18 protein-coding genes are annotated in these 23,305 nt (G+C 52.6%); 6 read left to right on the top strand and 12 right to left on the bottom strand.

The genetic code is table 11. From position 1 onward, the window contains the following. Window positions 1-14: 14 nt before the first annotated feature. From hslU to priA, 5 genes are all read right to left on the bottom strand, one after another. Window positions 15-1,346 carry an HslU--HslV peptidase ATPase subunit gene (gene hslU / locus NA197_RS20240; protein WP_001293360.1) on the bottom strand — a complete coding sequence of 444 codons (1,332 nt, stop codon included), beginning with the start codon at window positions 1,344-1,346 and terminating at the stop codon, window positions 15-17. A gap of 9 nt (window positions 1,347-1,355) precedes the next feature. Next, on the bottom strand, window positions 1,356-1,886 hold the full coding sequence (gene hslV, locus NA197_RS20235) for an ATP-dependent protease subunit HslV (protein ID WP_000208240.1): 531 nt from the start codon (window positions 1,884-1,886) through the stop codon (window positions 1,356-1,358). A gap of 91 nt (window positions 1,887-1,977) precedes the next feature. Next, the gene (ftsN, locus tag NA197_RS20230) at window positions 1,978-2,952 is read right to left on the bottom strand and encodes a cell division protein FtsN (protein ID WP_064043061.1); all 975 of its coding nucleotides are present in this window, start codon (window positions 2,950-2,952) and stop codon (window positions 1,978-1,980) included. 93 nt (window positions 2,953-3,045) lie between these two features. Beyond that, the gene (cytR, locus tag NA197_RS20225) at window positions 3,046-4,071 is read right to left on the bottom strand and encodes a DNA-binding transcriptional regulator CytR (RefSeq protein WP_000841339.1); all 1,026 of its coding nucleotides are present in this window, start codon (window positions 4,069-4,071) and stop codon (window positions 3,046-3,048) included. A gap of 154 nt (window positions 4,072-4,225) precedes the next feature. Next, window positions 4,226-6,424, bottom strand: a complete 2,199-nt coding sequence (priA, locus tag NA197_RS20220; protein ID WP_000109397.1) for a primosomal protein N' — start codon at window positions 6,422-6,424, stop codon at window positions 4,226-4,228. A gap of 203 nt (window positions 6,425-6,627) precedes the next feature. Here priA and rpmE point away from each other — a divergent pair, with 203 nt between their 5' ends. Continuing rightward, the gene (gene rpmE / locus NA197_RS20215; RefSeq protein ID WP_000715284.1) at window positions 6,628-6,840 is read left to right on the top strand and encodes a 50S ribosomal protein L31; all 213 of its coding nucleotides are present in this window, start codon (window positions 6,628-6,630) and stop codon (window positions 6,838-6,840) included. A gap of 45 nt (window positions 6,841-6,885) precedes the next feature. Here the strand turns inward: rpmE and NA197_RS20210 are convergent, their stop codons facing one another. From NA197_RS20210 to metJ, 3 genes are all read right to left on the bottom strand, one after another. Then, a complete protein-coding gene (locus NA197_RS20210) occupies window positions 6,886-7,548 on the bottom strand; it encodes a TIGR02117 family protein (RefSeq protein ID WP_061375763.1) in 663 nt (220 codons plus the stop codon). Window positions 7,549-7,672: 124 nt separating this feature from the next. Further along, entirely contained in the window at window positions 7,673-9,463 is a 1,791-nt protein-coding gene (locus NA197_RS20205; RefSeq protein WP_023260237.1) for an aryl-sulfate sulfotransferase, read from the bottom strand. A gap of 455 nt (window positions 9,464-9,918) precedes the next feature. Continuing rightward, window positions 9,919-10,236 (bottom strand): met regulon transcriptional regulator MetJ, encoded by a 318-nt coding sequence (gene metJ / locus NA197_RS20200; protein WP_000852811.1) that lies wholly within the window; start codon window positions 10,234-10,236, stop codon window positions 9,919-9,921. Window positions 10,237-10,500: 264 nt separating this feature from the next. Between metJ and metB the strand changes: the two genes are divergently transcribed. Both metB and metL read left to right on the top strand, forming a co-directional pair. After that, window positions 10,501-11,661: a cystathionine gamma-synthase gene (metB, locus tag NA197_RS20195; RefSeq protein ID WP_000197212.1), complete on the top strand. Its 1,161-nt coding sequence runs from the start codon at window positions 10,501-10,503 to the stop codon at window positions 11,659-11,661. A gap of 2 nt (window positions 11,662-11,663) precedes the next feature. Further along, window positions 11,664-14,096, top strand: a complete 2,433-nt coding sequence (gene metL, locus NA197_RS20190) for a bifunctional aspartate kinase/homoserine dehydrogenase II (RefSeq protein WP_000110811.1) — start codon at window positions 11,664-11,666, stop codon at window positions 14,094-14,096. Between the two features lie 115 nt (window positions 14,097-14,211). Here metL and mscS read toward each other — a convergent pair whose 3' ends face one another. From mscS to NA197_RS20175, 3 genes are all read right to left on the bottom strand, one after another. After that, on the bottom strand, window positions 14,212-15,069 hold the full coding sequence (mscS, locus tag NA197_RS20185; RefSeq protein WP_000398244.1) for a small-conductance mechanosensitive channel MscS: 858 nt from the start codon (window positions 15,067-15,069) through the stop codon (window positions 14,212-14,214). A 2-nt stretch (window positions 15,070-15,071) separates the two neighbouring features. Beyond that, the gene (locus NA197_RS20180) at window positions 15,072-16,070 is read right to left on the bottom strand and encodes a hypothetical protein (RefSeq protein WP_064043062.1); all 999 of its coding nucleotides are present in this window, start codon (window positions 16,068-16,070) and stop codon (window positions 15,072-15,074) included. A gap of 234 nt (window positions 16,071-16,304) precedes the next feature. Further along, complete coding sequence (locus NA197_RS20175) at window positions 16,305-17,429, bottom strand: hypothetical protein (RefSeq protein WP_064043063.1); 1,125 nt, start codon at window positions 17,427-17,429, stop codon at window positions 16,305-16,307. A gap of 135 nt (window positions 17,430-17,564) precedes the next feature. Between NA197_RS20175 and NA197_RS20170 the strand changes: the two genes are divergently transcribed. From NA197_RS20170 to katG, 3 genes are all read left to right on the top strand, one after another. Continuing rightward, entirely contained in the window at window positions 17,565-19,121 is a 1,557-nt protein-coding gene (locus tag NA197_RS20170; RefSeq protein WP_000865252.1) for a bifunctional metallophosphatase/5'-nucleotidase, read from the top strand. Window positions 19,122-19,315: 194 nt separating this feature from the next. Next, entirely contained in the window at window positions 19,316-20,206 is an 891-nt protein-coding gene (metF, locus tag NA197_RS20165) for a methylenetetrahydrofolate reductase (RefSeq protein ID WP_000007504.1), read from the top strand. Between the two features lie 164 nt (window positions 20,207-20,370). After that, window positions 20,371-22,551: a catalase/peroxidase HPI gene (katG, locus tag NA197_RS20160; RefSeq protein ID WP_000108103.1), complete on the top strand. Its 2,181-nt coding sequence runs from the start codon at window positions 20,371-20,373 to the stop codon at window positions 22,549-22,551. Between the two features lie 57 nt (window positions 22,552-22,608). Here katG and NA197_RS20155 read toward each other — a convergent pair whose 3' ends face one another. After that, window positions 22,609-23,232 carry a DUF1287 domain-containing protein gene (locus NA197_RS20155; protein WP_000666688.1) on the bottom strand — a complete coding sequence of 208 codons (624 nt, stop codon included), beginning with the start codon at window positions 23,230-23,232 and terminating at the stop codon, window positions 22,609-22,611. Window positions 23,233-23,305 lie beyond the last annotated feature (73 nt).

Below are 23,305 nucleotides of genomic sequence, written 5' to 3'. Positions count from 1 at the left end.
TGCATTGGACGCGATTATAAGATAAAACGGCTTAGATCTTCATCTGCGACCAGCGCATCCAGATGTTTGCTCACATATTCCGCATCAATTGTGATGTTTTGGCCGTGCAGATCGCTGGCGTTATAGGAAATCTCTTCCATCAGACGCTCCAGTACGGTATGCAGACGGCGCGCGCCGATGTTTTCGGTGGTTTCGTTAACCTGCCAGGCGGCTTCGGCAATACGTTTAATACCGGAATCGGTGAACTCGATATTGACGCCTTCAGTTGCCATCAGCGCTTTATACTGCACGGTGACGGACGCGTTTGGCTCGGTCAAAATGCGTTCGAAATCGCTGGTGGTCAGCGCCTGAAGCTCAACGCGAATCGGCAGGCGGCCCTGCAGTTCCGGGATCAGATCAGACGGCTTCGCCACCTGGAACGCGCCAGAGGCGATAAACAGAATATGATCCGTTTTGACCATCCCGTGTTTGGTCGAAACCGTGCAGCCTTCTACCAGCGGCAGTAAGTCGCGCTGTACGCCTTCGCGTGAAACATCCGGGCCGGAGGTTTCGCCACGCTTACAAATTTTGTCAATTTCATCGATAAACACGATGCCGTGCTGTTCAACCGCGTCGATAGCGTCCTGTTTCAGCTCTTCCGGGTTGACCAGCTTAGCAGCCTCTTCTTCAACCAACAGTTTCATCGCGTCTTTAATTTTCAGCTTACGCGGTTTCTGTTTCTGACCGCCCAGGTTCTGGAACATAGACTGCAACTGGCTGGTCATCTCTTCCATGCCCGGAGGCGCCATAATCTCTACGCCCATCGGCGCGGCGGCGAGGTTAATCTCGATCTCTTTATCGTCGAGCTGGCCTTCGCGCAGTTTTTTGCGGAACGTTTGACGGGCGGCAGAAGGCTCCTGCTGCTGTTCGGCCTGGCCCCAGTTATTTTTTGCGGGTGGGATCAGCACGTCGAGAATACGTTCTTCCGCCAACTCTTCCGCACGATAGCGGTTTTTCTCGATAGCCTGTACGCGAACCATTTTCACAGCGGCATCGGTCAGATCGCGGATGATAGAGTCCACTTCTTTCCCGACGTAGCCCACTTCGGTGAATTTGGTGGCTTCGACTTTAATGAACGGTGCGTTGGCGAGTTTTGCCAGACGACGGGCGATTTCGGTTTTACCGACGCCGGTCGGGCCAATCATCAGAATATTTTTCGGCGTTACTTCGTGGCGCAGCTCTTCATCAAGCTGCATACGACGCCAGCGGTTACGCAATGCAATCGCCACGGAACGCTTTGCGTTATCCTGGCCGATAATGTGTTTGTTCAGTTCGCTGACAATTTCGCGTGGGGTCATTTCAGACATGAGGGGTCCTTACGCTTTGGCGGTCAATTCTTCAATGGTGTGGAAATGGTTGGTGTAAATGCAGATATCGCCTGCAATATCCAACGCCTTTTCAGCAATTTCGCGCGCGCCGAGCTCGGTATTTTCCAACAGAGCGCGAGCGGCAGCCTGGGCATAAGGACCGCCGGAGCCGATAGCAATTAAATCGTTTTCAGGTTGCACGACATCGCCGTTACCCGTGATGATGAGCGAGGCGGTTTCATCCGCGACGGCCAGCAACGCTTCCAGTTTGCGTAGCATACGGTCGGTACGCCAGTCTTTCGCCAGTTCAACGGCGGCTTTGACCAGGTGCCCCTGATGCATTTCCAGTTTACGTTCAAACAGCTCGAACAGCGTGAATGCATCCGCAGTACCGCCCGCAAAGCCCGCAATGACCTTGTCGTTGTAGAGGCGGCGGACTTTCTTCACGTTGCCTTTCATTACTGTGTTACCCAGTGTGGCCTGACCATCACCGGCGATTACCACGTGGCCGTTACGGCGTACGCTTACTATTGTTGTCACGAGCAGACCCCTTGGTTACTAATGCTGAATTGCGGCCCCGTACGGCGTACGGGGCATAATGCAAGTATAGATGGGGGAGATTTTGAGGGTTTCAACCCCCGGTGGCGAGTCGAATGCAGTTTGTATGGCCCGCCATCTTCAGACGGTTAATGGTGCTGTCGGCATTTTCTTTACCTTTCACCGGCCCGATAACCACGCGATTCCAGCCGTTATTGGTGGTAATTTTGGAGTCAAAGCCTTCAAACGCCAGCTGAGCGCGGACGCTTTCTGCCTGCTCAGCGCCTTTGAATGAACCACATTGCACCATCCAGCGACGTTCATCTTTTTTCTCTGCTGTCGCCTTCGGCGCTTCAGGCGCGCGCGTAATGGGCGCGGCTTTTGGCGCTGCCGCGCTGGTATGCGCCGGCGTTTGCAGCAAATCCTGATAAGGTTGCTGCGAGGCCGTCTGCTTCGGCGGCTGACTTTGGCGCGCGGGTTGCGCCGGGGCGGACTGTACCGTGCGCGTTTGCGGCTGTTCGTTTACCCGCGGCTGCGTACGTGGTTGCTGAACAGGCTGCGTTTGAGCCCACTGCTGCTGCTGCGCCTGACGCTGGCGCTGTAGCGTTTGCTGGCGTTGTTCTGGCGTCTGCTCGTTCCACGGCACTTCGTTAAGTTGCGTCGGCTGCTGACGCATATCCGCCTGCATCTGCTCCAGAAGTTGACGCTGCTCGCTGGTGAGCTGATTCGGGTTCATGACTTCACCGCCGGCGGACGGTTCCGTTGGCGTACGCACGCCCGGCTGGCGACTTTCCAGCTCTTTGATGTAACGCCAGCGCTCTTCCGGTTTTGGCGGAAGCCCATTGCCGGTGACTTTCTGGTTTTGTAGCGTTTCGGACTCTTCTTTCTTATGGTGAGTAATGAAGTACAGACCGCCGATAAAGGTCACAAGGACGGCTGCCGCAATCGCGACCATTGCCGGCGAGACGGCAGGCATGTTGCTTTGCTTCTTCCGTGAGTTCCGTGAGGTGTTCTTTTTGCGCCGCGAAGGAGCCGGTTGGCCGCGACGTACATAATCTCGTTGTGCCACTATCGTTTCGCTGTATTTATTCGTTCGTCAGCCCGTCATGTTACTGAAGCGGCGGGCCTTTGACCAGACAGGTGAGTCTTAAAGCTATTTACTTTAGGGTAAAGCGCGCGTAGAACCGCGAATAATCAGCTCGCAATCCATTAAACGCGAGCCGCTGCTCACATTTTGCCCCTGCATCTGATCGAGCAACAGCAGCATCGCCTCGCGACCAATGTCAAAACGCGGCTGCGCCACGGTTGTCAACGGAGGGTCGCAAAACTCGGCCAGCGCGATATTGTCAAAGCCGATAATCGACAGATCGTCAGGCACTTTCAGACCCTGGCGCTTGGCCCAGGAGAGCGCGCCCAGCGCCATTACGTCGCTATGACAAAAGACGGCGGTAGGCGGCAACGGTTGCTCAAGCAACTGCTTTAATGCGTTTGCCCCGGCTTCGTAGGTAAAGTCGCCACGGGCGATGTAATGCGGATCGACCACAATGCCACTGCGTCTTAATGCCTGTACGTAACCTTGTAAGCGATAGTGACAGAGCGGCATGTCTTCCGGCCCCGCAATACAACCAATCCGCTTGTGGCCCAAATCCAACAGGTAATTCATGGCGTTGAACGCGGCGGTCAGGTTATCAATATGTACCGTCGGTAGTTCAAGCTCCGGCGCGAACTCATTCGACATCACCATCGGAGGCAAATTGCGCTGCTCCTCAACGCTGGCGTCAAAGGGCAGTCGGGAACTGAGAAGTACCATGCCGTCGATCTGTTTGGTGATGATGAGATTAAGAAAGGTTTTTTCTTTCTGGTTTTGATGGGCGCAATCGCCAATCAGCACCAGATACCCCTGTTCTGCCGCGGTCACTTCGATACCGCGGATAATTTCACTGAAGAAGGGATCGCAAATATCCGGGACAATCACCAGAATCGTACGGGATTCATTGCGTTTTACATTTCGCCCCATCGACTGCGGGAAATAACCCACTTCAAGCGCGGCCTGTTCAACCCGGCTACGGGTCGACTGGGAGACTTTATCGGGGTTCATTAACGCGCGGGATACGGTTGCCGTAGAGACTTTCGCCTTCAACGCAACATCCTTCATCGTAGCGGCAGTAACCTGCTTGTTCGATTTCACTCTTTCTCCTCGCCTGGGAACTGCTGGCGCAGATCTATCCCTGGTAACACTCATCGAAAACATTTTTATCAGATAGTGCGTGGAAGCGGTTACAGAATTTTCATAAAAAGTGTGATGGATCTTTAATTTTACGATCCGCCTCGCATCGTGAGGACTATCCTTCAATCGGATCGACGTCCAGAACCCATTTAACTTTCCGCGCTTCCGGGAGCGTATTGATCAACGCCAGCGTGCCGCTGATGATGTGTTGCAGGCGAATCCGTGAAGGATGCTGAAGTAAAATTTGCCAGCGATAGCGGCCGCCGCGTTTTGGCGCGAGGGCCGGAACCGGACCTAAGATCCACAGCTTATCGTCTGATAGCGGGCTGGCCTGAATCAGATTACGCAACTGTTGGAGAAAGACGGGCGCCTGCTGATTGTTGTGATCCTCTGCGCGAATAATGACGTGGCTGGTCCACGGCGGAAGCTGGAGCGTTTGCCGTTCCGCCAGCGCCTGCTCCGCAAACGCATCATAGCCTTTATACAGTAACGTTTGCAGCAGGGGATGCTCAGGATGGTGCGTTTGGAGCACCACTTCGCCCTGTTTGCCCGCGCGCCCGGCGCGGCCGGAAACCTGAGTGTAGAGCTGGGCGAAGCGTTCCGCCGAACGAAAATCTGCGGAAAAAAGCGCGCCATCGACATCCAGCAACGCCACCAGCGTGACATCCGGAAAGTGATGGCCTTTCGCCAGCATTTGTGTGCCTATCAGGATGCGTGCTCCGCCGCGGTGAACTTCCGCCAGATGCTGCTCCAGCGCGCCTTTACGACTGGTGGTATCACGGTCGATTCGTGAGATCGGCACGCCGGGGAAGAAGGGCGCCAGCACCTGTTCCAGCTGTTCGGTCCCTAACCCAACCGGTAGCATATGTGTGGAGCCGCAGGAGGGGCACTGACGCGGTACCGGACGCTGGCTGTCGCAGTGATGGCAGCGTAAATGATGCTGCGCCTGGTGCAGCGTGTAGTAGTGATCGCAACGCGGGCACTCCGCAATCCAGCCGCAGTCGTGGCAAAGCAGCGCGGGCGCGAATCCCCGGCGGTTAAGAAATAAAATTACCTGATTGTCGGCCTGGAGATGTTGGCGCATACGGGCGATAAGGGCGGGCGCCAGTCCCGCCTGAAGACGCTGGCCTTTTAAATCCAGCACATGCTGCAGGGCTGGGCGGGCGTTGCCTGCGCGCCGCGTCAGACGCAGCATCCGGTATTTTTTCTGCCGCACGTTGCATAGCGTTTCCAGGGCTGGGGTGGCGGAGCCGAGAATAATCGGGATCTGCTCGCTATGGGCGCGATACACAGCCAAATCGCGGGCATGGTAGCGCCACCCTTCCTGCTGTTTATAAGAGCTGTCGTGCTCTTCGTCGATGACAATCACGCCAAGATTTTTAAACGGCGTAAACAGCGAGGAACGCGTGCCGATAACAATCGCCGCTTCGCCGTTTTTCGCTTTCAGCCATGCCGAAAGACGCTCGCTGTCGTTTAGCCCGGAATGCAGCACTTCCACCGGCGCGTTAAAACGTTCGCGAAAACGGGCGATCGTTTGCGGCGTCAGGCCGATTTCCGGCACCATCACCAGCGCCTGTTTGCCCTGGGCGAGGACGTTTTCCAGCACGCTCAGATACACTTCGGTCTTGCCGGAGCCGGTTACGCCTGCCAGCAACCAGGCGGAGAAACCGTCCGACGCGCTGTGAATCGCGCCGACTGCTGTCGCCTGTTCGGTATTCAGCCGCAGGCGCTCTCCTGCGACGGCATAACGCTCCCGCCAGTCGGTAAACGCGGGCGTTTCACTGGCAAGCTCACAAAGTCCCTTACGCCGCAGCGTTTGCAGCGTGGCGTCAGTAAAATCAAGCTCGGCTACCTGATAGCGCCAGATCTTTCCTTGCCGTAGCGCCGCCAGCGCCTGTTGTTGTTTGGCGGAGCGTTTCAGGCTGTTGATATCGACGGCTTGCCCCTCTTCGGTGGCGAACCAATACCACAGGGGCGCGTTGCTGGCTGGTTTTCCCTGACGCAATAAAACCGGCAGAGCGTGAAACAGAACGTCGCCGAGGGGATGGTGGTAGTAATCCGCCGCCCAGAGGAGTAAGCGCCAGATGGAGGGAGAAAAGATTGGCTCGTTATCCAGGATTTCAATGACCGATTTTAATTCATCGAGCGGCAATTCGCTGTGGTCGCTAACCGAGACGACAATGCCCACGCGCTCTTGCTGCTTGCCGAATGGCACGCGCACGCGGCACCCGGCTTTGGCGACCCCGCCTTCCGGCAGCAGGTAATCAAAGGTTCGGGGAAGCGGAACGGGCAAGGCAACGTGCGCGACGGACATAGCATCTTCCTGACTTGAAATTTCGTCGGGTAGTATACACATTACGATAAGGGAGCGCGGATCAGTTTGCATACGGTGGTCAAATTCTGTATGATTCGCCGCCTTTGGTGCGTGTTGTGAGCATCAAACCCTTTACTATTAACTTCGCGTGGTGTCTGGCGTTAGGGCTGGAAGAGCGACGCGGCCTTACACTGAGGTTCCCCATGAAAAAAGGTATTCACCCGAATTACGTAGAAATTACTGCAACCTGTTCTTGCGGTAATGTTATCAAAACCCACTCTACCGTGGGTCACGACCTGAACCTGGACGTGTGCGGCAAATGCCACCCGTTCTTCACTGGTAAGCAGCGTGTTGTTGATACCGGTGGTCGTGTTGAGCGCTTCAACAAGCGCTTCAGCATCCCTGGCAGCAAATAAGTTACCGCCAGAAAAAAAAGCGCCGCAGGGCGCTTTTTTTGTTTTCTAGGGATAACAGTATTTGTTCAGACACATTCTGTGATCCGTAATCGCTTTCATTACGCTTCCTGCCGTGAGTTTTAACGAAGGATTTATAGTCAGTCCCGCGCTTTCCAGCCCCTTCGCTGTCCATTTATTGCAGGTATTGAGTATGCCGTAGCGGCCATTCGCGGCGTAAAACTGGCTATCGCCGTAAATTCCTTGTTTTAACGGAATCAGATTACCCTCTGCGTCACGCGCAAAGCTGCGGCCCAGATAACGCATCAGACTGTTACGCTGGTTTGTGTGCAGGAGTAGTGATTTTATCTCGCTACCGGCGAAATAGCGTTCTGGTTGACCGGAAAAGGCGACGATGTGCATAACCGCGCCGGATGACCAGAACATGGCCTGGAGCGTAAGCGCGGTGGTTATTTCTTGTGACTGATAAAAGCCCTTATCGCCCCAGCCGATTTCATACCACTGCGCCTCCTGAGCGAACCGTTTTTTAAGCTGTGGCAGAACGGTATTAACATCATGGGCCGGCGCAATAATTCCCGTGTGCCAGCCATGACTGACGATATAGATTTCCGTCGGGGAGGGCTGTCCGCCTGTCGTAGGTTTTACGGCTTGTGGAAAGGTTGTGCAGCCATATAGCAATAAACTTATCCAGGCGATAAAGAGATTTTTCATGATGTATCACCGGTAAAGGCGCGGTATATTGTGACGTTTGCCTAATGACGCTACGCTACTACAATACGTTTTAACCATTCAGGCGGAAGTTGGCTTCCGCCTGTTTTACTTTTACTCTCACGCTTTATTTTTTAAACATCTGCTCTGGATCGATAATCAGCGCCCGATAACCCAGCATGCCAGCACGGTTACTGTGTACTTTTAGCTCCAGCATCACATCCTGAGTACCGTCTTTGACTTCATCCAGAACGGAAACGATTGGATTTGTACCGCTCATTCCCGCTGTGGCCGAGTACATGAACATCGTTTTGGTTTCCGGGCGATATTCCGTGACGGAAGTAATGGCGCTGTACCAGTCAAAACCGCGCTCTTTACCATATTCCCACATTTGGGAAACCGTCATATTTTTTTCGTCAATCTGATATTCCACGCCGCGGGAATATTTCATTGACGGCATGGCCGGTTGTTCCATGCCGCGCGCATCGCCGTTATCAAAGGCGGTCACGACGGTTTTACCTCCGGTGCTTTTGGATGGCACTAACCAACCGGTATGTTGTGTCCATGTCCAGTCAAATCCACCGTCGCAGTGGTGAGCTTCGCAGGTTAGCGGTTTACCGTTGCTGTCTACGGGTTTCAGCACTTTTTTCGCCAGTTCGCCTTTCCAGCCGGATGGATCGGAAAGTATCCATTTCACTTTTTTATCGCGGCCAATTTTGATGATGGCAGACTGGTGGCGCGAGCTAATGATAATGCTGTCGTCGCGAGGATCGTAGCTGACGGAGTTAACATGCGCCCAGTTGCGGCCCGGGCCGGAGCCCGCGATATCGCCGAAGGGTTGTTTTGCAAGCTGCTCTTTGGTCATGACCTGACCGGAATGTTCGGCATCGACGCTCAAACATACCGCTCCCTGATCCATCGCCAGAATAACGTCGTCACGATAGGGGTCGAGGATTTTTGGCAGATCCCAGTAATCGACGGTATCGCCGTTCTGGTCAACTTCAAGAATATGATCACGCACAGTATTGATGGTGTATTTACCATTTAATGGATAATTTTCTTTTGCGACACGCAGCAGGTAGGTGCCTTTCGGCGTTTCGGTAATGGCGTGCGAAAAATCAATAAATCCTTTTGGCAGTCGTTTATCAGAAATAACGCGGCCTAAGAAATCATATTTAAAGTAACGTTGACCCTGGCCAAAAATAAGATTGCCATCGTTAACCTGATGGAAGCTCATCATGGAACCAAAGCGCGTTATATCATCCTGGTTACGGAATTTATCAATATTCATATAGCCGCGAACATCACCATTCGTATCGCTAATCCAGTTGATACCGGTATAATCCCAGTTCGCCGCGCCGCCTGCGACATGCATAATGTGGCCGGCTCTTGGCATCCCCGTTATATGGTTAAAAAGATATAAGCGATTTTTAAGCGAGCTATCGACTTTAACCGGTTCTACCGTAGGAAGAACGGCAGTTTGCCCGGTAGTAGAGGGTAATGATACCGGTGCGGCGTAAATGGACCACGTATAAGTTTGTTTTTTACCTTCTTCAGTCCAGTCAACTTTAACTTTATTGACATAATCTGGATACAAGCCAAATACAGGTATGCCGTCATGGGTATTTATAGCCTGCGGGCCGACATCATAACTGATCGGGATACCTTTTTCCCCTTTCCCTAAAACGGTAACCTTCACGTTCTGTACATTATGATTGGCTTTATTAATGATTGCTGTTAATGGGAAAACGCCGCCGTAGGGGGCGACATCGACCATACCTAATGGCCCCTCATGGACTGGAATGACATCTGCTGATGCGACCATTGGCCTGTTTGGGTCTAAAACGCCTGAGGCCAAAACGCTGCCGCTCAAACACAGGCAGCATAATACAGGTAAGACTTTCCTTGTAAATAACATATTTATTTCCCCATTCGATATTATCGATAAAATGAATGTATATTAACCTTCTTATTTATCGAAGATGAAAAAACATTTAAAAAAGTAAAACAATCCGCGGAGGGGAATAATGATGTTGGTCACAAATATGAGGTGTCCATGGTCTTTTTAACAATACTCATTGTTATACTATTTGTTCAGTAAATATATGGCGGTGTATTATTATTCATGTACGCTTTGCTACGTGAAAATTTAAATAAAGATTGGAAGTTTAAATATAATAAAATTATATCGGTTATGACATGTCGGGAATTTTTTTCAGGAAAATAACGAAGAGAAACTTATCATGTCTGACAAATTTATCCACCGAGGGCTATTCGGGAAGATGAACGGTTAGAAAAATGTCGGAGATAGCCGTGTACAGGGGAATCGTTAAAAAAGCGCGGCCAGAGGCGTTCTGACCGCATGCTTTGTTATCAGTATTCCCACGTTTCCGGGTCAATCCCCATCTCACGCATGATCTCTTTTGCCGCTTCCGGGATTTCATCGCTGCGCTCTTTTCGCAGATCGGCATCATCCGGCAAGGGTTGCCCGGTAAAGGCGTGCAGAAATGCTTCACACAACAGCTCGCTGTTGGTGGCGTGGCGCAGGTTGTTCACCTGACGACGCGTACGTTCATCGGTGAGGATTTTTAACACCTTCAGAGGAATGGAAACCGTAATTTTTTTGACTTGCTCACTCTTCTTACCGTGCTCAGCGTATGGGCTGATATATTCGCCGCTCCATTCAGCCATGAGATACTTAATCCTCTTCGTCATTAATATTGAGGTCTGAACCTGAGCCCGGACCATAATCGCGCGTAGTTTACCGTAGTGGCGCGGCCCTGACACGAAGTTAGCGGTCGCAGATGTGCGCTAATGCATATAATTTTAACGGCTATTTGCGGTTTGCTCAATCTATACGCAAAGAAGTTTAGATGTCCAGATGTATTGACGTCTATTGTGGTAGTGGTTAATCTGTGGTCTGACTTTCACCGACTCAGCCAGGAATATCTTCATATGACGCGTAAACAGGCCACTATCGCAGTGCGTAGCGGATTAAACGATGACGAACAATACGGCTGCGTTGTGCCGCCAATCCACCTCTCCAGTACCTATAACTTTACCGGTTTCAATGAGCCGCGCGCGCATGATTATTCCCGCCGCGGTAATCCCACGCGTGATGTTGTTCAGCGCGCATTAGCGGAACTGGAAGGCGGCGCGGGCGCGGTATTGACGAATACCGGCATGTCGGCGATTCATCTGGTCACCACCGTTTTCCTCAAGCCGGGCGATCTGCTGGTCGCGCCGCATGATTGCTATGGCGGCAGTTATCGTCTGTTTGACAGTCTGGCGACACGCGGCTGTTATCGTGTGCGGTTTGTCGATCAGGGCGATGAACGCGCCTTACAGGCGGCGCTGGAAGAAAAACCGAAGCTGGTACTGGTAGAAAGTCCAAGTAATCCATTGTTACGCGTGGTGGATATTGCGAAAATCTGTCGGCTGGCGCGCGAGGCGGGCGCAGTGAGCGTCGTTGATAACACGTTTTTAAGCCCGGCGCTGCAAAATCCGCTGGCGTTGGGTGCCGATCTGGTGTTGCATTCATGCACGAAATATCTCAACGGTCATTCGGATGTCGTGGCTGGCGTGGTGATTGCTAAAGATCCGGAAATGGTCACTGAACTGGCGTGGTGGGCGAATAATATTGGCGTCACTGGCGGGGCGTTTGATAGCTATCTGCTGCTGCGCGGCCTGCGAACTCTGGTGCCGCGTATGGAGCTGGCGCAGCGCAACGCGCAGGCGATTGTGAAATATCTGCAAACCCAGCCGTTGGTGAAAAAACTGTATCATCCGTCGCTGCCGGATAATCAGGGACATGAGATTGCCGCGCGTCAGCAAAAAGGCTTTGGCGCAATGTTGAGTTTTGAACTGGATGGGGATGAGGAGACGCTACGTCGTTTTCTGGGCGGGCTGTCGCTGTTTACGCTGGCGGAATCTTTAGGGGGAGTGGAAAGTTTGATCTCTCACGCCGCCACCATGACGCATGCCGGTATGTCGCCGCAGGCGCGTGCCGCCGCCGGGATCTCCGAAACGCTACTGCGTATCTCCACCGGTATTGAAGATGGCGAAGATTTAATTGCCGACCTGGAAAATGGCTTCCGGGCTGCAAACAAGGGGTAAACATGAGTGTGATTGCGCAGGCAGGGGCGAAAGGTCGTCAACTGCATAAATTTGGCGGCAGTAGTCTGGCGGATGTGAAGTGTTACCTGCGTGTCGCAGGCATTATGGCGGAGTATTCGCAGCCTGACGATATGATGGTAGTGTCCGCCGCAGGCAGTACCACCAACCAGTTGATTAGCTGGCTCAAGTTAAGCCAGACCGATCGCCTTTCTGCGCATCAGGTATTACAGACGTTACGCCGCTACCAGTGCGATCTGATTAGCGGGCTGCTTCCCGCCGACGCGGCAGATGATTTAACCAGCGCTTTTATTAGCGATCTGGAACGTCTTGCCGCCTTGCTCGACGGCGGCGTAACGGATGCCGTCTATGCTGAGATCGTCGGACACGGCGAAATTTGGTCGGCGAGATTGATGTCCGCCGTCCTGAATCAGCAGGGTCTGGATGCCGCCTGGCTGGACGCGCGCGCATTTTTACGCGCCGAACGCGCCGCACAGCCGCAGGTTGATGAAGGGCTATCTTATCCTTTATTGCAACAGCTACTGGCGCAGCATCCTGGCAAACGTCTGGTCGTGACCGGGTTTATCAGCCGCAATCACGACGGCGAAACAGTCCTGTTAGGCCGTAACGGTTCCGACTATTCCGCCACGCAAATCGGCGCGTTGGCGGGCGTTTCCCGTGTGACCATCTGGAGCGATGTCGCGGGCGTTTATAGCGCCGACCCGCGCAAAGTGAAAGATGCCTGCCTGCTGCCGTTGCTGCGTCTGGACGAAGCCAGCGAGCTGGCGCGTCTGGCGGCGCCTGTTCTGCACGCCCGCACGCTACAGCCAGTGTCCGGCAGCGATATCGATTTGCAGTTGCGCTGTAGCTACACGCCGGATCAAGGGTCAACCCGAATTGAACGAGTGCTGGCTTCCGGGACGGGCGCGCGTATCGTGACCAGTCACGATGATATCTGTCTGATTGAGTTTCAGGTGCCCGCCAGCCAGGATTTCAGGCTGGCGCACAAAGAGCTCGACCAAATTTTAAAACGGGCGCAGGCGCGTCCGCTGGCGGTGGGCGTGCATCGCGATCGCCAGCTATTGCAGTTCTGCTATACCGCCGAGGTAGCGGATAGCGTACTGAAACTCCTCGACGATGTCGGGTTGCCGGGCGAATTGCGCCTGCGACAGGGGCTGGCGCTGGTGGCGATGGTCGGTGCGGGTGTCACTCGTAATCCACTACACTGCCATCGCTTCTGGCAGCAGCTTAAAGGTCAGCCAGTGGAATTTACCTGGCAGTCGGAGGAGGGCATCAGTCTGGTGGCGGTGCTGCGTACCGGCCCGACTGAGAGCCTGATTCAGGGGCTGCATCAGTCGGTTTTCCGTGCCGAAAAACGCATTGGCCTGATGCTGTTCGGTAAGGGGAACATCGGTTCCCGTTGGCTGGAACTGTTTGCCCGTGAACAAAGCACGCTTTCCGCGCGTACTGGTTTTGAATTTGTGCTGGCGGGCGTGGTGGATAGCCGCCGTAGCCTGTTGAATTATGAAGGGCTGGACGCCAGCCGCGCGCTGGCATTCTTTGATGATGAAGCCGTTGAGCAGGACGAAGAGTCGCTATTCCTGTGGATGCGTGCGCATCCGTATGATGATTTAGTGGTGCTGGATGTGACAGCAAGCGAGCAACTGGCCGATCAGTATCTGGATTTCGCCAGTCACGGTTTTCATGTGATTAGCGCCAATAAACTGGCGGGCGCAAGCGCCAGCGATAAGTATCGCCAGATTCATGACGCGTTTGAAAAAACCGGGCGTTACTGGCTGTATAACGCCACCGTGGGCGCGGGATTGCCGATCAACCACACGGTGCGGGATCTGATTGACAGCGGCGATACGATTCTCTCGATCAGCGGGATCTTCTCCGGGACGCTATCCTGGCTGTTCCTGCAATTTGACGGCACGGTGCCGTTTACCGATCTGGTGGATCAGGCCTGGCAGCAGGGGCTGACCGAACCCGATCCGCGCGTCGATCTTTCCGGAAAAGATGTCATGCGTAAGCTGGTGATTCTGGCGCGCGAGGCGGGATACGACATCGAGCCGGATCAGGTGCGTGTAGAATCGTTGGTGCCGGCGCACTGTGAAGAAGGGTCTATCGATCACTTTTTCGAAAACGGCGACGCGCTGAATGAACAGATGGTGCAGCGTCTGGAGGCAGCCCGCGAACTGGGGCTGGTGTTGCGTTACGTGGCGCGTTTCGACGCCAATGGCAAAGCGCGCGTCGGCGTTGAAGCGGTACGTCCGGAACATCCGCTGGCGGCGCTGCTGCCGTGCGATAATGTCTTTGCTATTGAAAGCCGCTGGTATCGCGATAACCCGCTGGTGATCCGTGGGCCGGGCGCGGGTCGCGATGTGACCGCCGGGGCGATTCAGTCGGATATCAACCGCCTGGCGCAGTTGCTGTAATAAAGGCAAGTTCGTGAGCGAAGCGCCGGGTTGCGCTTCGCTCCCTCATCAATACGTTATGCAGTCATTCTGTAGATACTGATATACGAAGCGCCATCCGATTGCTGACGAAACATTATGGCGTGATGCTTTTTACATTCTCAACCCGGACATCCATCCGGGGGTAAGGAATATTGATGCCGTTTTCATCCATCGCTTCCTTGATATTTTCCAGAAGATCGTAGTAAGTACTCCAGTACTGAGCGTTGGGCACCCATACGCGAACATAGAAATTCAGGCTAGAGGGCGCAAGTTCGCCCAGGCGGACCGTAATATCGCGGGTTTTATCAATGCGATGATCTTGCTCAATAATACGATGTATCACGCTTTTTACGTCAGCAATACGGCTTTGGTAATCCACGCCAATAATCAGATCAATACGTCGATAGGGGTGTCGTGAATAGTTGATAATATTATCAGCAATAATTTTACCATTCGGGATGACAACTTCTTTGCTATCCGCAGTGAGCAGAGTGGTGGAGAAAATATGGACCTTTTCTACTGTGCCGATAACCAGGCCAATTTGTACAATTTCCCCGGCGCGGAAAGGGCGCAGGGAGACAAGCAGTACGCCTGCGGCAAAGTTGGAAAGTGACCCTTGCAACGCCAGGCCAATGGCTAAACCCGCCGCGCCGATAACGGCAATAATTGAGGAGGTTTCTATACCGATACGGCCAAGAGCGGCTACTGCCGTGAAAGCTATCGTGATGTAGCGAACCAGCGCGGAGAAAAAGTGGACAATAGTGGCATCCACTTGCCGCCTGAGAAGTAATTTTTCCAGCCCCCTCGATAGTAAGCGAGCTATTAACTTACCGATGAAAAGTAGAATGATGGCGGCAACAACATTCCAGCCAAAATGAATTACCGAGTCACTGTGCTCGGCCATCCATTTGATCGCGCCTTTAATTTTTGGAAATAACTCAAAACCTTCCATGTTTATCCTCTGTCAGCAGTATCCGCGGTATTAGCGGTAATAAAACGGTTCATTTTTGCCTGGATAATCGCCGCGCCGACGGGTGGCAGCAGTAACGCCCAGAATAGTGTCCAGCCGGTTCGTATTCCGCCATCTTCGTTTTTATTCGCCAGCAGAGCGCGGATTTCATCGCTAAGCGTCAGACACAATATGGCTGTGCCAAACGGCATAATGGCTGACAGCCATCCCGCGCCACATGCGGTCATGAGTCGGGGCGAAGGCGCCACAAATTGCATTTCCCGGTGAATTCTGAAGAACCAATAAATAATATAAAATGGAATGAAAAAGGCCAATAATGCGACGACAACGGGTTCTGCGCACTCAGGTCGCTGGGTTGATGAGAACCTTTTGGGTGGTGCAATATAGAAAAGTTCTTTTTTGAGCGGTAATAGTAGCAAAAATGCGATAACCGCTAAAGTAATCGCGATTATTCCTATATAAGGAATTGAGTATATAAATATAGACAGACAGCCAGCGATGATAAATTTGAACAGTAAGCAGAGGCTAAATAAAATAACAAATGTCTGTGTACTGCCGATAGCGCTGAAAAGCAGCATGGGGACTAACAGCGTTACGATCCCCACACCCAGACTAATTAAAAACTGCGCTATGATAAGCCTGAGTACGTCAGACGGGCCATTTACGCAGAAGGAACAGACCACGCTAATGATTAACAGGAGCGCAACAAAGTAGAAGGGGTAACAATTTTTTATACGGCAGACAAACCAGCTGGCAACCATACCCAGGAGGTATCCCAGTTGGCCGCAAACGAGAATAACACCAATACGATCGGCTGGAATAGACAGTGATTTACTCCAAAAATAAACACCATACGACGATCCCAGCGAACTGATAAAAGAGAGCACCAAAAAGAAAAAAGTGATCCCCCAGAATTGATAGCTACTCAGGAGATCGGCGCAGGTCCATTTTTTATCTGACATTGACGGTAAAGTAATTTCCATATTTATCCCTTGTTTTCCATAGAAAATAAGAATGTATAGAACTATTTAAATTGATAATAAATATTGATTATGTGAATAACGTTTATAGCCGATTTTAACTTAAAACGAAGGGCCATTTTATCAAATAGTTCTATTCTTTTTCAGCGTATAAAAGCAGGATGTGAGGTGATTAAATCTATAGCGCCTTCTGAATGATAATCTGTGATTTTTTATGCGTGGCATTACATCATTGGGTTAAATGTGATTCCATTGTGAGTTATATTTTTCCGTCAGCAAATACAGAATTTGCGTGACGCGTTTGGCGGAATAGTGGGCGCTTTGCTGGAATTCAGGTTGTTGCCATAGCCAGGTAACAAAGCGGCGACTGGCCGCCAGATTAACGGCGACACCTTGTTCTAAGTGGGAACCGGTTAACGAACAGACCATTTTGCGGTTGTGACCTTGCCCCCAGAGTTGCCACTGATTTTGCCACCATCCCTGCCATGTTTTGCCTAACAGTTGCCACTCTGCGCGGCAATCGTCATCGTTTATCTCTTCCTCAACGAACCACAGCGAGGAGAGACGCTGGCGAAACCGCTCCGCCCATGCCGTAATGACCGCGCCGCGCAAAAAACACTCATGGGCAATGATGTGTGTCGCGACATCAGGAAAGCGGTTTTTCAGCACCCGAAAATGACCATGCGCCGTAATGACCGGGCGAAGTATTGTCCCTTGCGCGTTACGTTTAAGCGCCGCCGGGCCATACTGAATCTCATCGAACTGACTGCGCTGTAAAAATTGCCGTTCTTTAATGGCGATACGGTGAATAATATCGCCATTCTCACCCTCGGGCGGCGCAATTCCTTTCCAGTGGTAATGCAAACTCTTTCCGGCAGAAAGTAACGTGAAATTGCTGGAAAGGTGAAGAACATTGCCGCGAACAGCGTCAAAACTGAATAAAAAGTACAATTGTTGGAAGGCATTCGCTCCCTGAAACGGTATGAGCAGCGGAATACTGCAAATCTGTTCCGGCGTTTCGGCGACATTCAGCGCGTGCTGTTTTGGCGTCCAGACTTTCTTACAGTACTGGCACTGAAGTCGCTGCGTTCCGCCGGGATTACGTCCATAGCGAATCCATGTTTTTTGATAGCAGTCGGGACAAAAGTGACCATGCTCTTTGGCATATTGCGCGATATAAGCAGACGCCCAGCGGCGAAATTCCCCCTCGTTGAAGAGCGGCGGATAACTGCCGCAGGCTCGACAATGCAATGCCGGATAACCCAGGCGATAGTCCGGCCACACATAATCCGGCGAGTCAGGCAGCCCAAGATTGCGACAACCAGCGCTTTTGCAGGCATTAATGGTGAACAGAGGCGGCATATATTTTACCAACGATTTTGGCAGGTCGTTGATTCTGCCTTCATAAAACGGTACGCGGGTGTGAGGACTCTCACATAAAAAAACCTTTCAGAACATAACGTAGCGAATCTTTATATGACTGAAAGGGACTTATTTATGAAAGTAAAACTGCTTGCTGCCGGTATTTTGTTCACGCTGCCGTTCTGGGCCTGCGCCAAAGATGTCACCATTATTTACACCAACGATCTACACGCTCATGTGGAGCCTTATAAAGTGCCGTGGATTGCTGACGGTAAACGCGATATTGGCGGTTGGGCCAATATCACTACGCTGGTGAAGCAGGAAAAAGCCAAAAATAAGGCGACGTGGTTTTTTGATGCCGGAGATTACTTTACCGGACCGTATATCAGCAGCCTGACGAAGGGTAAAGCGATTATCGATATTTTGAATACCATGCAGTATGACGCTGCCACTATCGGTAATCATGAGTTCGATCATGGCTGGGACAATACATTGTTGCAACTGAGCCGGGCGAAATTCCCTATCGTACAGGGCAATATTTTTTATGAGGACAGCAGTAAATCCTTCTGGGATAAGCCGTACACCATTGTTGAAAAAGATGGCGTCAAGATTGGCGTAATCGGCTTACACGGTGTCTTTGCTTTTAATGATACGGTATCCGCCGCGACGCGCGTGGGCATTGAGGCACGCGATGAAATTAAGTGGCTGCAACGTTACATTGATGAACTTAAAGGTAAAGTCGATCTGACCGTGGCGCTGATTCACGAAGGTACCCCGGCCCGCCAGTCCAGCATGGGGAATACCGATGTGCGACGCGCGCTGGATAAAGATATTCAGACCGCAAGTCAGGTAAAAGGGCTGGATATTTTGATTACCGGCCACGCGCATGTCGGTACGCCGGAACCGATTAAAGTCGGTAATACGCTGATCCTCTCAACGGACAGCGGCGGTATTGATGTGGGTAAACTGGTGCTGGATTACAAAGAGAAACCACACCACTTTACGGTGAAGAACTTCGAGCTGAAGACCATTTTTGCTGATGAGTGGAAGCCCGATCCACAAACGAAACAGGTGATCGACGGCTGGAACAAAAAGCTCGATAAAGTCGTGCAGCAGACGGTGGCGCAGTCGCCGGTTGAGCTGACCCGCGCGTATGGCGAATCGTCGTCGCTGGGGAATCTGGCGGCGGATGCGCTGCTTTTTACGGCGGGGAAAGACACCCAGTTAGCGCTTACTAACTCTGGCGGTATCCGCAACGAAATCCCGGCTGGCGCGGTGACGATGGGTGCGGTAATCAGTACCTTCCCGTTCCCTAATGAACTGGTCACGATGGATTTAACCGGTAAACAATTGCGCAGCCTGATGGAGCATGGCGCTGGATTAAGCAACGGCGTATTGCAGGTGTCTAAAGGGCTGGAGATGAAGTATGACAGCAGCAAACCTGTCGGCCAGCGGGTTACCGTGCTGACGCTCAATGGCAAGCCGATTGACGATGCTACGGTTTATCACATCGCTACCAACAGCTTCCTTGCCGACGGCGGCGATGGTTTTGCGGCATTCACGGAAGGCCAGGCGCGGAATACCTCCGGCGGCTACTATGTGTCGAATGCGATAGTCGATTACTTTAAGGCGGGCAACACCATCACGGATGAGCAGCTCAAAGGGATGCGCGTTGCGGATGTGAAGAAGTAATTTCCCCTGCCGCGGCGCGTTCAGTGCCGCGGCGTGACATGAAGAAAATTCAACTTTGCTGAATATTCCTCATTCTTTGGCGTGATTTTTCAGTTGACGTCCTTCCGCTTTTCCGTCATTTTTACATCTGGACGTCTAAACGGATAGATGTTTACAACACAACAAATAATAACATGCGATTGATGAGGTAAGGTATGAGCTTTTTTCACGCCAACCAGCGGGAAGCCCTGAATCAGAGCCTGGCGGAAGTACAGGGTCAGATTAACGTTTCGTTTGAATTTTTCCCGCCGCGCACCAGTGAAATGGAGCAAACCCTGTGGAACTCCATCGATCGCCTGAGCAGTCTGAAACCGAAGTTTGTTTCGGTAACGTATGGCGCCAACTCCGGGGAACGCGACCGCACTCATAGCGTTATTAAAGGCATTAAAGAGCGTACTGGGCTTGAGGCCGCGCCGCACCTTACCTGTATTGACGCCACCCGCGATGAACTGCGCACCATCGCCCGCGACTACTGGAATAACGGTATCCGCCACATTGTCGCTTTGCGCGGCGATTTGCCGCCGGACAGCGGTAAGCCGGAGATGTACGCCGCCGATCTGGTTGGTTTGCTCAAAGAGGTGGCCGATTTCGATATTTCAGTAGCGGCCTATCCGGAGGTACATCCGGAAGCGAAAAGCGCGCAGGCCGATCTGCTTAATCTGAAGCGTAAAGTGGATGCTGGCGCTAACCGCGCGATAACCCAATTTTTCTTCGATGTGGAAAGCTACCTGCGTTTTCGCGACCGCTGTGTTTCTGCCGGTATCGACGTAGAGATTATTCCCGGCATTTTACCGGTGTCTAACTTTAAACAGGCGAAAAAATTTGCCGATATGACCAATGTCCGCATTCCGTCCTGGATGTCGCTGATGTTTGAGGGGCTGGATGATGACGCGGAAACCCGCAAGCTGGTGGGCGCTAACATTGCGATGGACATGGTGAAAATTTTAAGCCGCGAAGGAGTGAAGGATTTCCACTTCTACACGTTGAATCGTGCGGAAATGAGTTATGCCATTTGCCACACGCTGGGCGTAAGACCGGGTTTATAACCTCCAGCTCCCTGCCGGGAGCTTTATTACAACTCATATTGATCTACATCTCTGTAACTAAAAATATAAAAGGTATTAGCTATCGAATCTGTGGATTAATTCAACTATATCTATTTGCTCCTGGTGTATATCGTAACGGTAACACTTTAAAAGGGAGCTGAGATATGAGCACGACCGACGATACCCATAACACGTTATCCACTGGAAAATGTCCTTTCCATCAGGGGGGGCATGACCGAAGCGCAGGCGCAGGGACTGCCAGCCGCGACTGGTGGCCGAACCAGCTTCGCGTGGATCTTTTGAATCAACATTCCAACCGTTCTAACCCGCTGGGTGAAGACTTTGACTACCGCAAAGAGTTTAGCAAGTTAGACTACTCCGCCCTGAAAGGGGATCTCAAGGCGCTGCTGACCGATTCACAACCGTGGTGGCCCGCCGACTGGGGCAGCTATGTCGGTTTGTTTATTCGTATGGCCTGGCATGGCGCTGGCACCTACCGTTCTATTGATGGTCGTGGCGGCGCGGGTCGTGGTCAACAGCGTTTTGCGCCGCTTAACTCCTGGCCGGATAACGTCAGCCTGGATAAGGCGCGTCGTTTGTTGTGGCCGATTAAGCAGAAATATGGCCAGAAAATTTCCTGGGCTGACCTGTTTATTCTGGCGGGTAACGTGGCGCTGGAAAACTCCGGCTTCCGTACCTTCGGTTTCGGCGCCGGGCGTGAAGATGTCTGGGAACCGGATCTGGATGTGAACTGGGGCGATGAAAAAGCCTGGTTGACTCACCGACACCCTGAAGCGCTGGCAAAAGCGCCGCTGGGCGCGACCGAGATGGGCCTTATCTACGTTAACCCGGAAGGGCCGGATCACAGCGGCGAACCACTTTCTGCCGCCGCCGCCATTCGCGCCACCTTTGGCAATATGGGGATGAACGACGAAGAAACCGTGGCGTTGATCGCTGGCGGGCATACCCTCGGTAAAACCCACGGCGCGGCAGCGGCATCCCATGTAGGGGCCGATCCGGAAGCCGCGCCGATTGAAGCGCAGGGCTTAGGTTGGGCCAGCAGCTATGGTAGCGGCGTTGGCGCGGATGCTATCACCTCCGGGCTGGAAGTGGTCTGGACACAGACGCCGACCCAGTGGAGCAACTATTTCTTCGAGAACCTGTTCAAATATGAGTGGGTACAAACCCGTAGTCCGGCTGGCGCTATCCAGTTTGAAGCGGTAGACGCGCCGGACATCATCCCGGACCCGTTCGATCCGTCGAAAAAACGTAAGCCAACCATGCTGGTCACCGACCTGACGCTGCGTTTTGATCCGGAGTTCGAGAAGATTTCCCGTCGTTTCCTTAACGATCCGCAGGCCTTTAATGAAGCCTTTGCTCGTGCCTGGTTCAAACTGACGCACAGAGATATGGGACCAAAAGCGCGTTACATCGGACCGGAAGTGCCGAAAGAAGATCTGATCTGGCAGGACCCGTTGCCGCAACCGCTCTACCAGCCAACGCAGGAAGACATTATCAACCTGAAAGCGGCGATCGCTGCATCCGGGCTTTCTATTAGCGAGATGGTTTCGGTTGCCTGGGCATCCGCGTCTACTTTCCGCGGCGGCGATAAGCGTGGCGGCGCTAACGGCGCGCGTCTGGCATTAGCGCCTCAGCGCGACTGGGATGTCAACGCCGTTGCGGCTCGCGTTCTGCCGGTATTAGAAGAGATCCAGAAAACGACGAATAAAGCTTCGCTGGCCGATATTATTGTGCTGGCGGGCGTGGTCGGTATCGAGCAGGCGGCCGCTGCTGCGGGTGTCAGCATCAGCGTACCTTTTGCGCCGGGCCGGGTGGATGCGCGTCAGGATCAGACCGACATCGAGATGTTCTCGCTGCTTGAACCGATTGCCGATGGATTCCGTAACTATCGTGCGCGTCTGGATGTGTCGACGACCGAATCGCTGTTGATTGATAAAGCGCAGCAGTTAACGTTGACCGCGCCGGAAATGACGGTACTGGTTGGCGGGATGCGTGTGCTGGGAACCAACTTTGACGGCAGCCAGAACGGTGTCTTTACCGACAGACCGGGCGTGCTCAGCACTGACTTCTTCGCTAATCTGCTGGATATGCGTTACGAGTGGAAGCCCACCGACGACGCTAATGAGCTGTTCGAAGGCCGGGATCGTCTGACTGGCGAGGTAAAATACACGGCGACCCGCGCCGATCTGGTGTTTGGTTCCAACTCCGTACTGCGCGCGCTGGCGGAAGTTTACGCGTGTAGCGATGCGCACGAGAAGTTTGTGAAGGACTTCGTCGCAGCATGGGTGAAAGTGATGAACCTGGACCGTTTCGATCTGCAATAATCTGACAGGTTAATTCGTCAGCGGCTGCTATTCGGTAGTCGCTGACGTTTTCCGCGTTTAATGCGAAAAATAACGAAAATGCCCCGTGACTTTCCAGTTAAATAATACATCTTCCTCCTGTGCTCCCGCGCCTATGTTATGCACAACCAGCGGCACCCCTTCAGGCGTGACGTTCAGGGATACCACGCCAATATGCGCAAGGCCGTTATCCAGTCGCCAGGAGACAATATCTCCCGGTTGATAATCGCTATATTTATCTGTCACCGGTAACGCTTTGTTGTGGCGCTGGAACCAGGTTTCCAGATTCGGAACGCGGCGATGGTCGATATTGCTGTCCGGGCGTTTCAGCTTCCAGTTATTCGGGTAGGCAGAGAAATGCGCCTGCATGTCTTCATGTACCCGTTTCTGTAAATCAACCTGCTGACTGCGCAGCGCGCGGATGACGACATCTGCACATACGCCACGCTCCAGCGGAAGATCGCCATTCGGATAATCCAGACGAACATAGGCAGCATCATAAAATAGCGTCTTACCTATTTGTGTCCCGGCACTTTGGGCGATTGCAGCATTAGTTTGCGCCTGAACGGTTATTGGTCTGGTATCAGAGCGTGGCGAATGATGAGAGATATGGCTAATAAAAAAAGCAGCAAGAATACCGATAAGCGCCTGTGCGAATTTCATCTTCTTCGTCCGTGAAGTGTGTCAGTACGTCATTTGACTTTCCGCGGAGAGAATGGTGCGTGATAAAAAAGTC

Origin of the sequence: Salmonella sp. NW884, from assembly GCF_051700745.1 — a bacterium.
Lineage (GTDB): Bacteria > Pseudomonadota > Gammaproteobacteria > Enterobacterales > Enterobacteriaceae > Salmonella > Salmonella enterica.
This window is presented reverse-complemented; position numbering and strand designations above follow the sequence as displayed.

What these genes read in the sequence shown, in the direction of transcription:
- hslU (WP_001293360.1), bottom strand. Translation starts at nt 1,346, where the DNA reads ATGTCTGAAATGACCCCACGCGAAATTGTCAGCGAACTGAACAAACAC.
- metL (WP_000110811.1), top strand. Translation starts at nt 11,664, where the DNA reads ATGAGTGTGATTGCGCAGGCAGGGGCGAAAGGTCGTCAACTGCATAAA.
- NA197_RS20170 (WP_000865252.1), top strand. Translation starts at nt 17,565, where the DNA reads ATGAAAGTAAAACTGCTTGCTGCCGGTATTTTGTTCACGCTGCCGTTC.
- NA197_RS20175 (WP_064043063.1), bottom strand. Translation starts at nt 17,429, where the DNA reads ATGCCGCCTCTGTTCACCATTAATGCCTGCAAAAGCGCTGGTTGTCGC.
- katG (WP_000108103.1), top strand. Translation starts at nt 20,371, where the DNA reads ATGAGCACGACCGACGATACCCATAACACGTTATCCACTGGAAAATGT.
- NA197_RS20210 (WP_061375763.1), bottom strand. Translation starts at nt 7,548, where the DNA reads ATGAAAAATCTCTTTATCGCCTGGATAAGTTTATTGCTATATGGCTGC.
- rpmE (WP_000715284.1), top strand. Translation starts at nt 6,628, where the DNA reads ATGAAAAAAGGTATTCACCCGAATTACGTAGAAATTACTGCAACCTGT.
- metB (WP_000197212.1), top strand. Translation starts at nt 10,501, where the DNA reads ATGACGCGTAAACAGGCCACTATCGCAGTGCGTAGCGGATTAAACGAT.
- metF (WP_000007504.1), top strand. Translation starts at nt 19,316, where the DNA reads ATGAGCTTTTTTCACGCCAACCAGCGGGAAGCCCTGAATCAGAGCCTG.
- mscS (WP_000398244.1), bottom strand. Translation starts at nt 15,069, where the DNA reads ATGGAAGGTTTTGAGTTATTTCCAAAAATTAAAGGCGCGATCAAATGG.
- priA (WP_000109397.1), bottom strand. Translation starts at nt 6,424, where the DNA reads ATGTCCGTCGCGCACGTTGCCTTGCCCGTTCCGCTTCCCCGAACCTTT.
- NA197_RS20205 (WP_023260237.1), bottom strand. Translation starts at nt 9,463, where the DNA reads ATGTTATTTACAAGGAAAGTCTTACCTGTATTATGCTGCCTGTGTTTG.
- metJ (WP_000852811.1), bottom strand. Translation starts at nt 10,236, where the DNA reads ATGGCTGAATGGAGCGGCGAATATATCAGCCCATACGCTGAGCACGGT.
- NA197_RS20180 (WP_064043062.1), bottom strand. Translation starts at nt 16,070, where the DNA reads ATGGAAATTACTTTACCGTCAATGTCAGATAAAAAATGGACCTGCGCC.
- NA197_RS20155 (WP_000666688.1), bottom strand. Translation starts at nt 23,232, where the DNA reads ATGAAATTCGCACAGGCGCTTATCGGTATTCTTGCTGCTTTTTTTATT.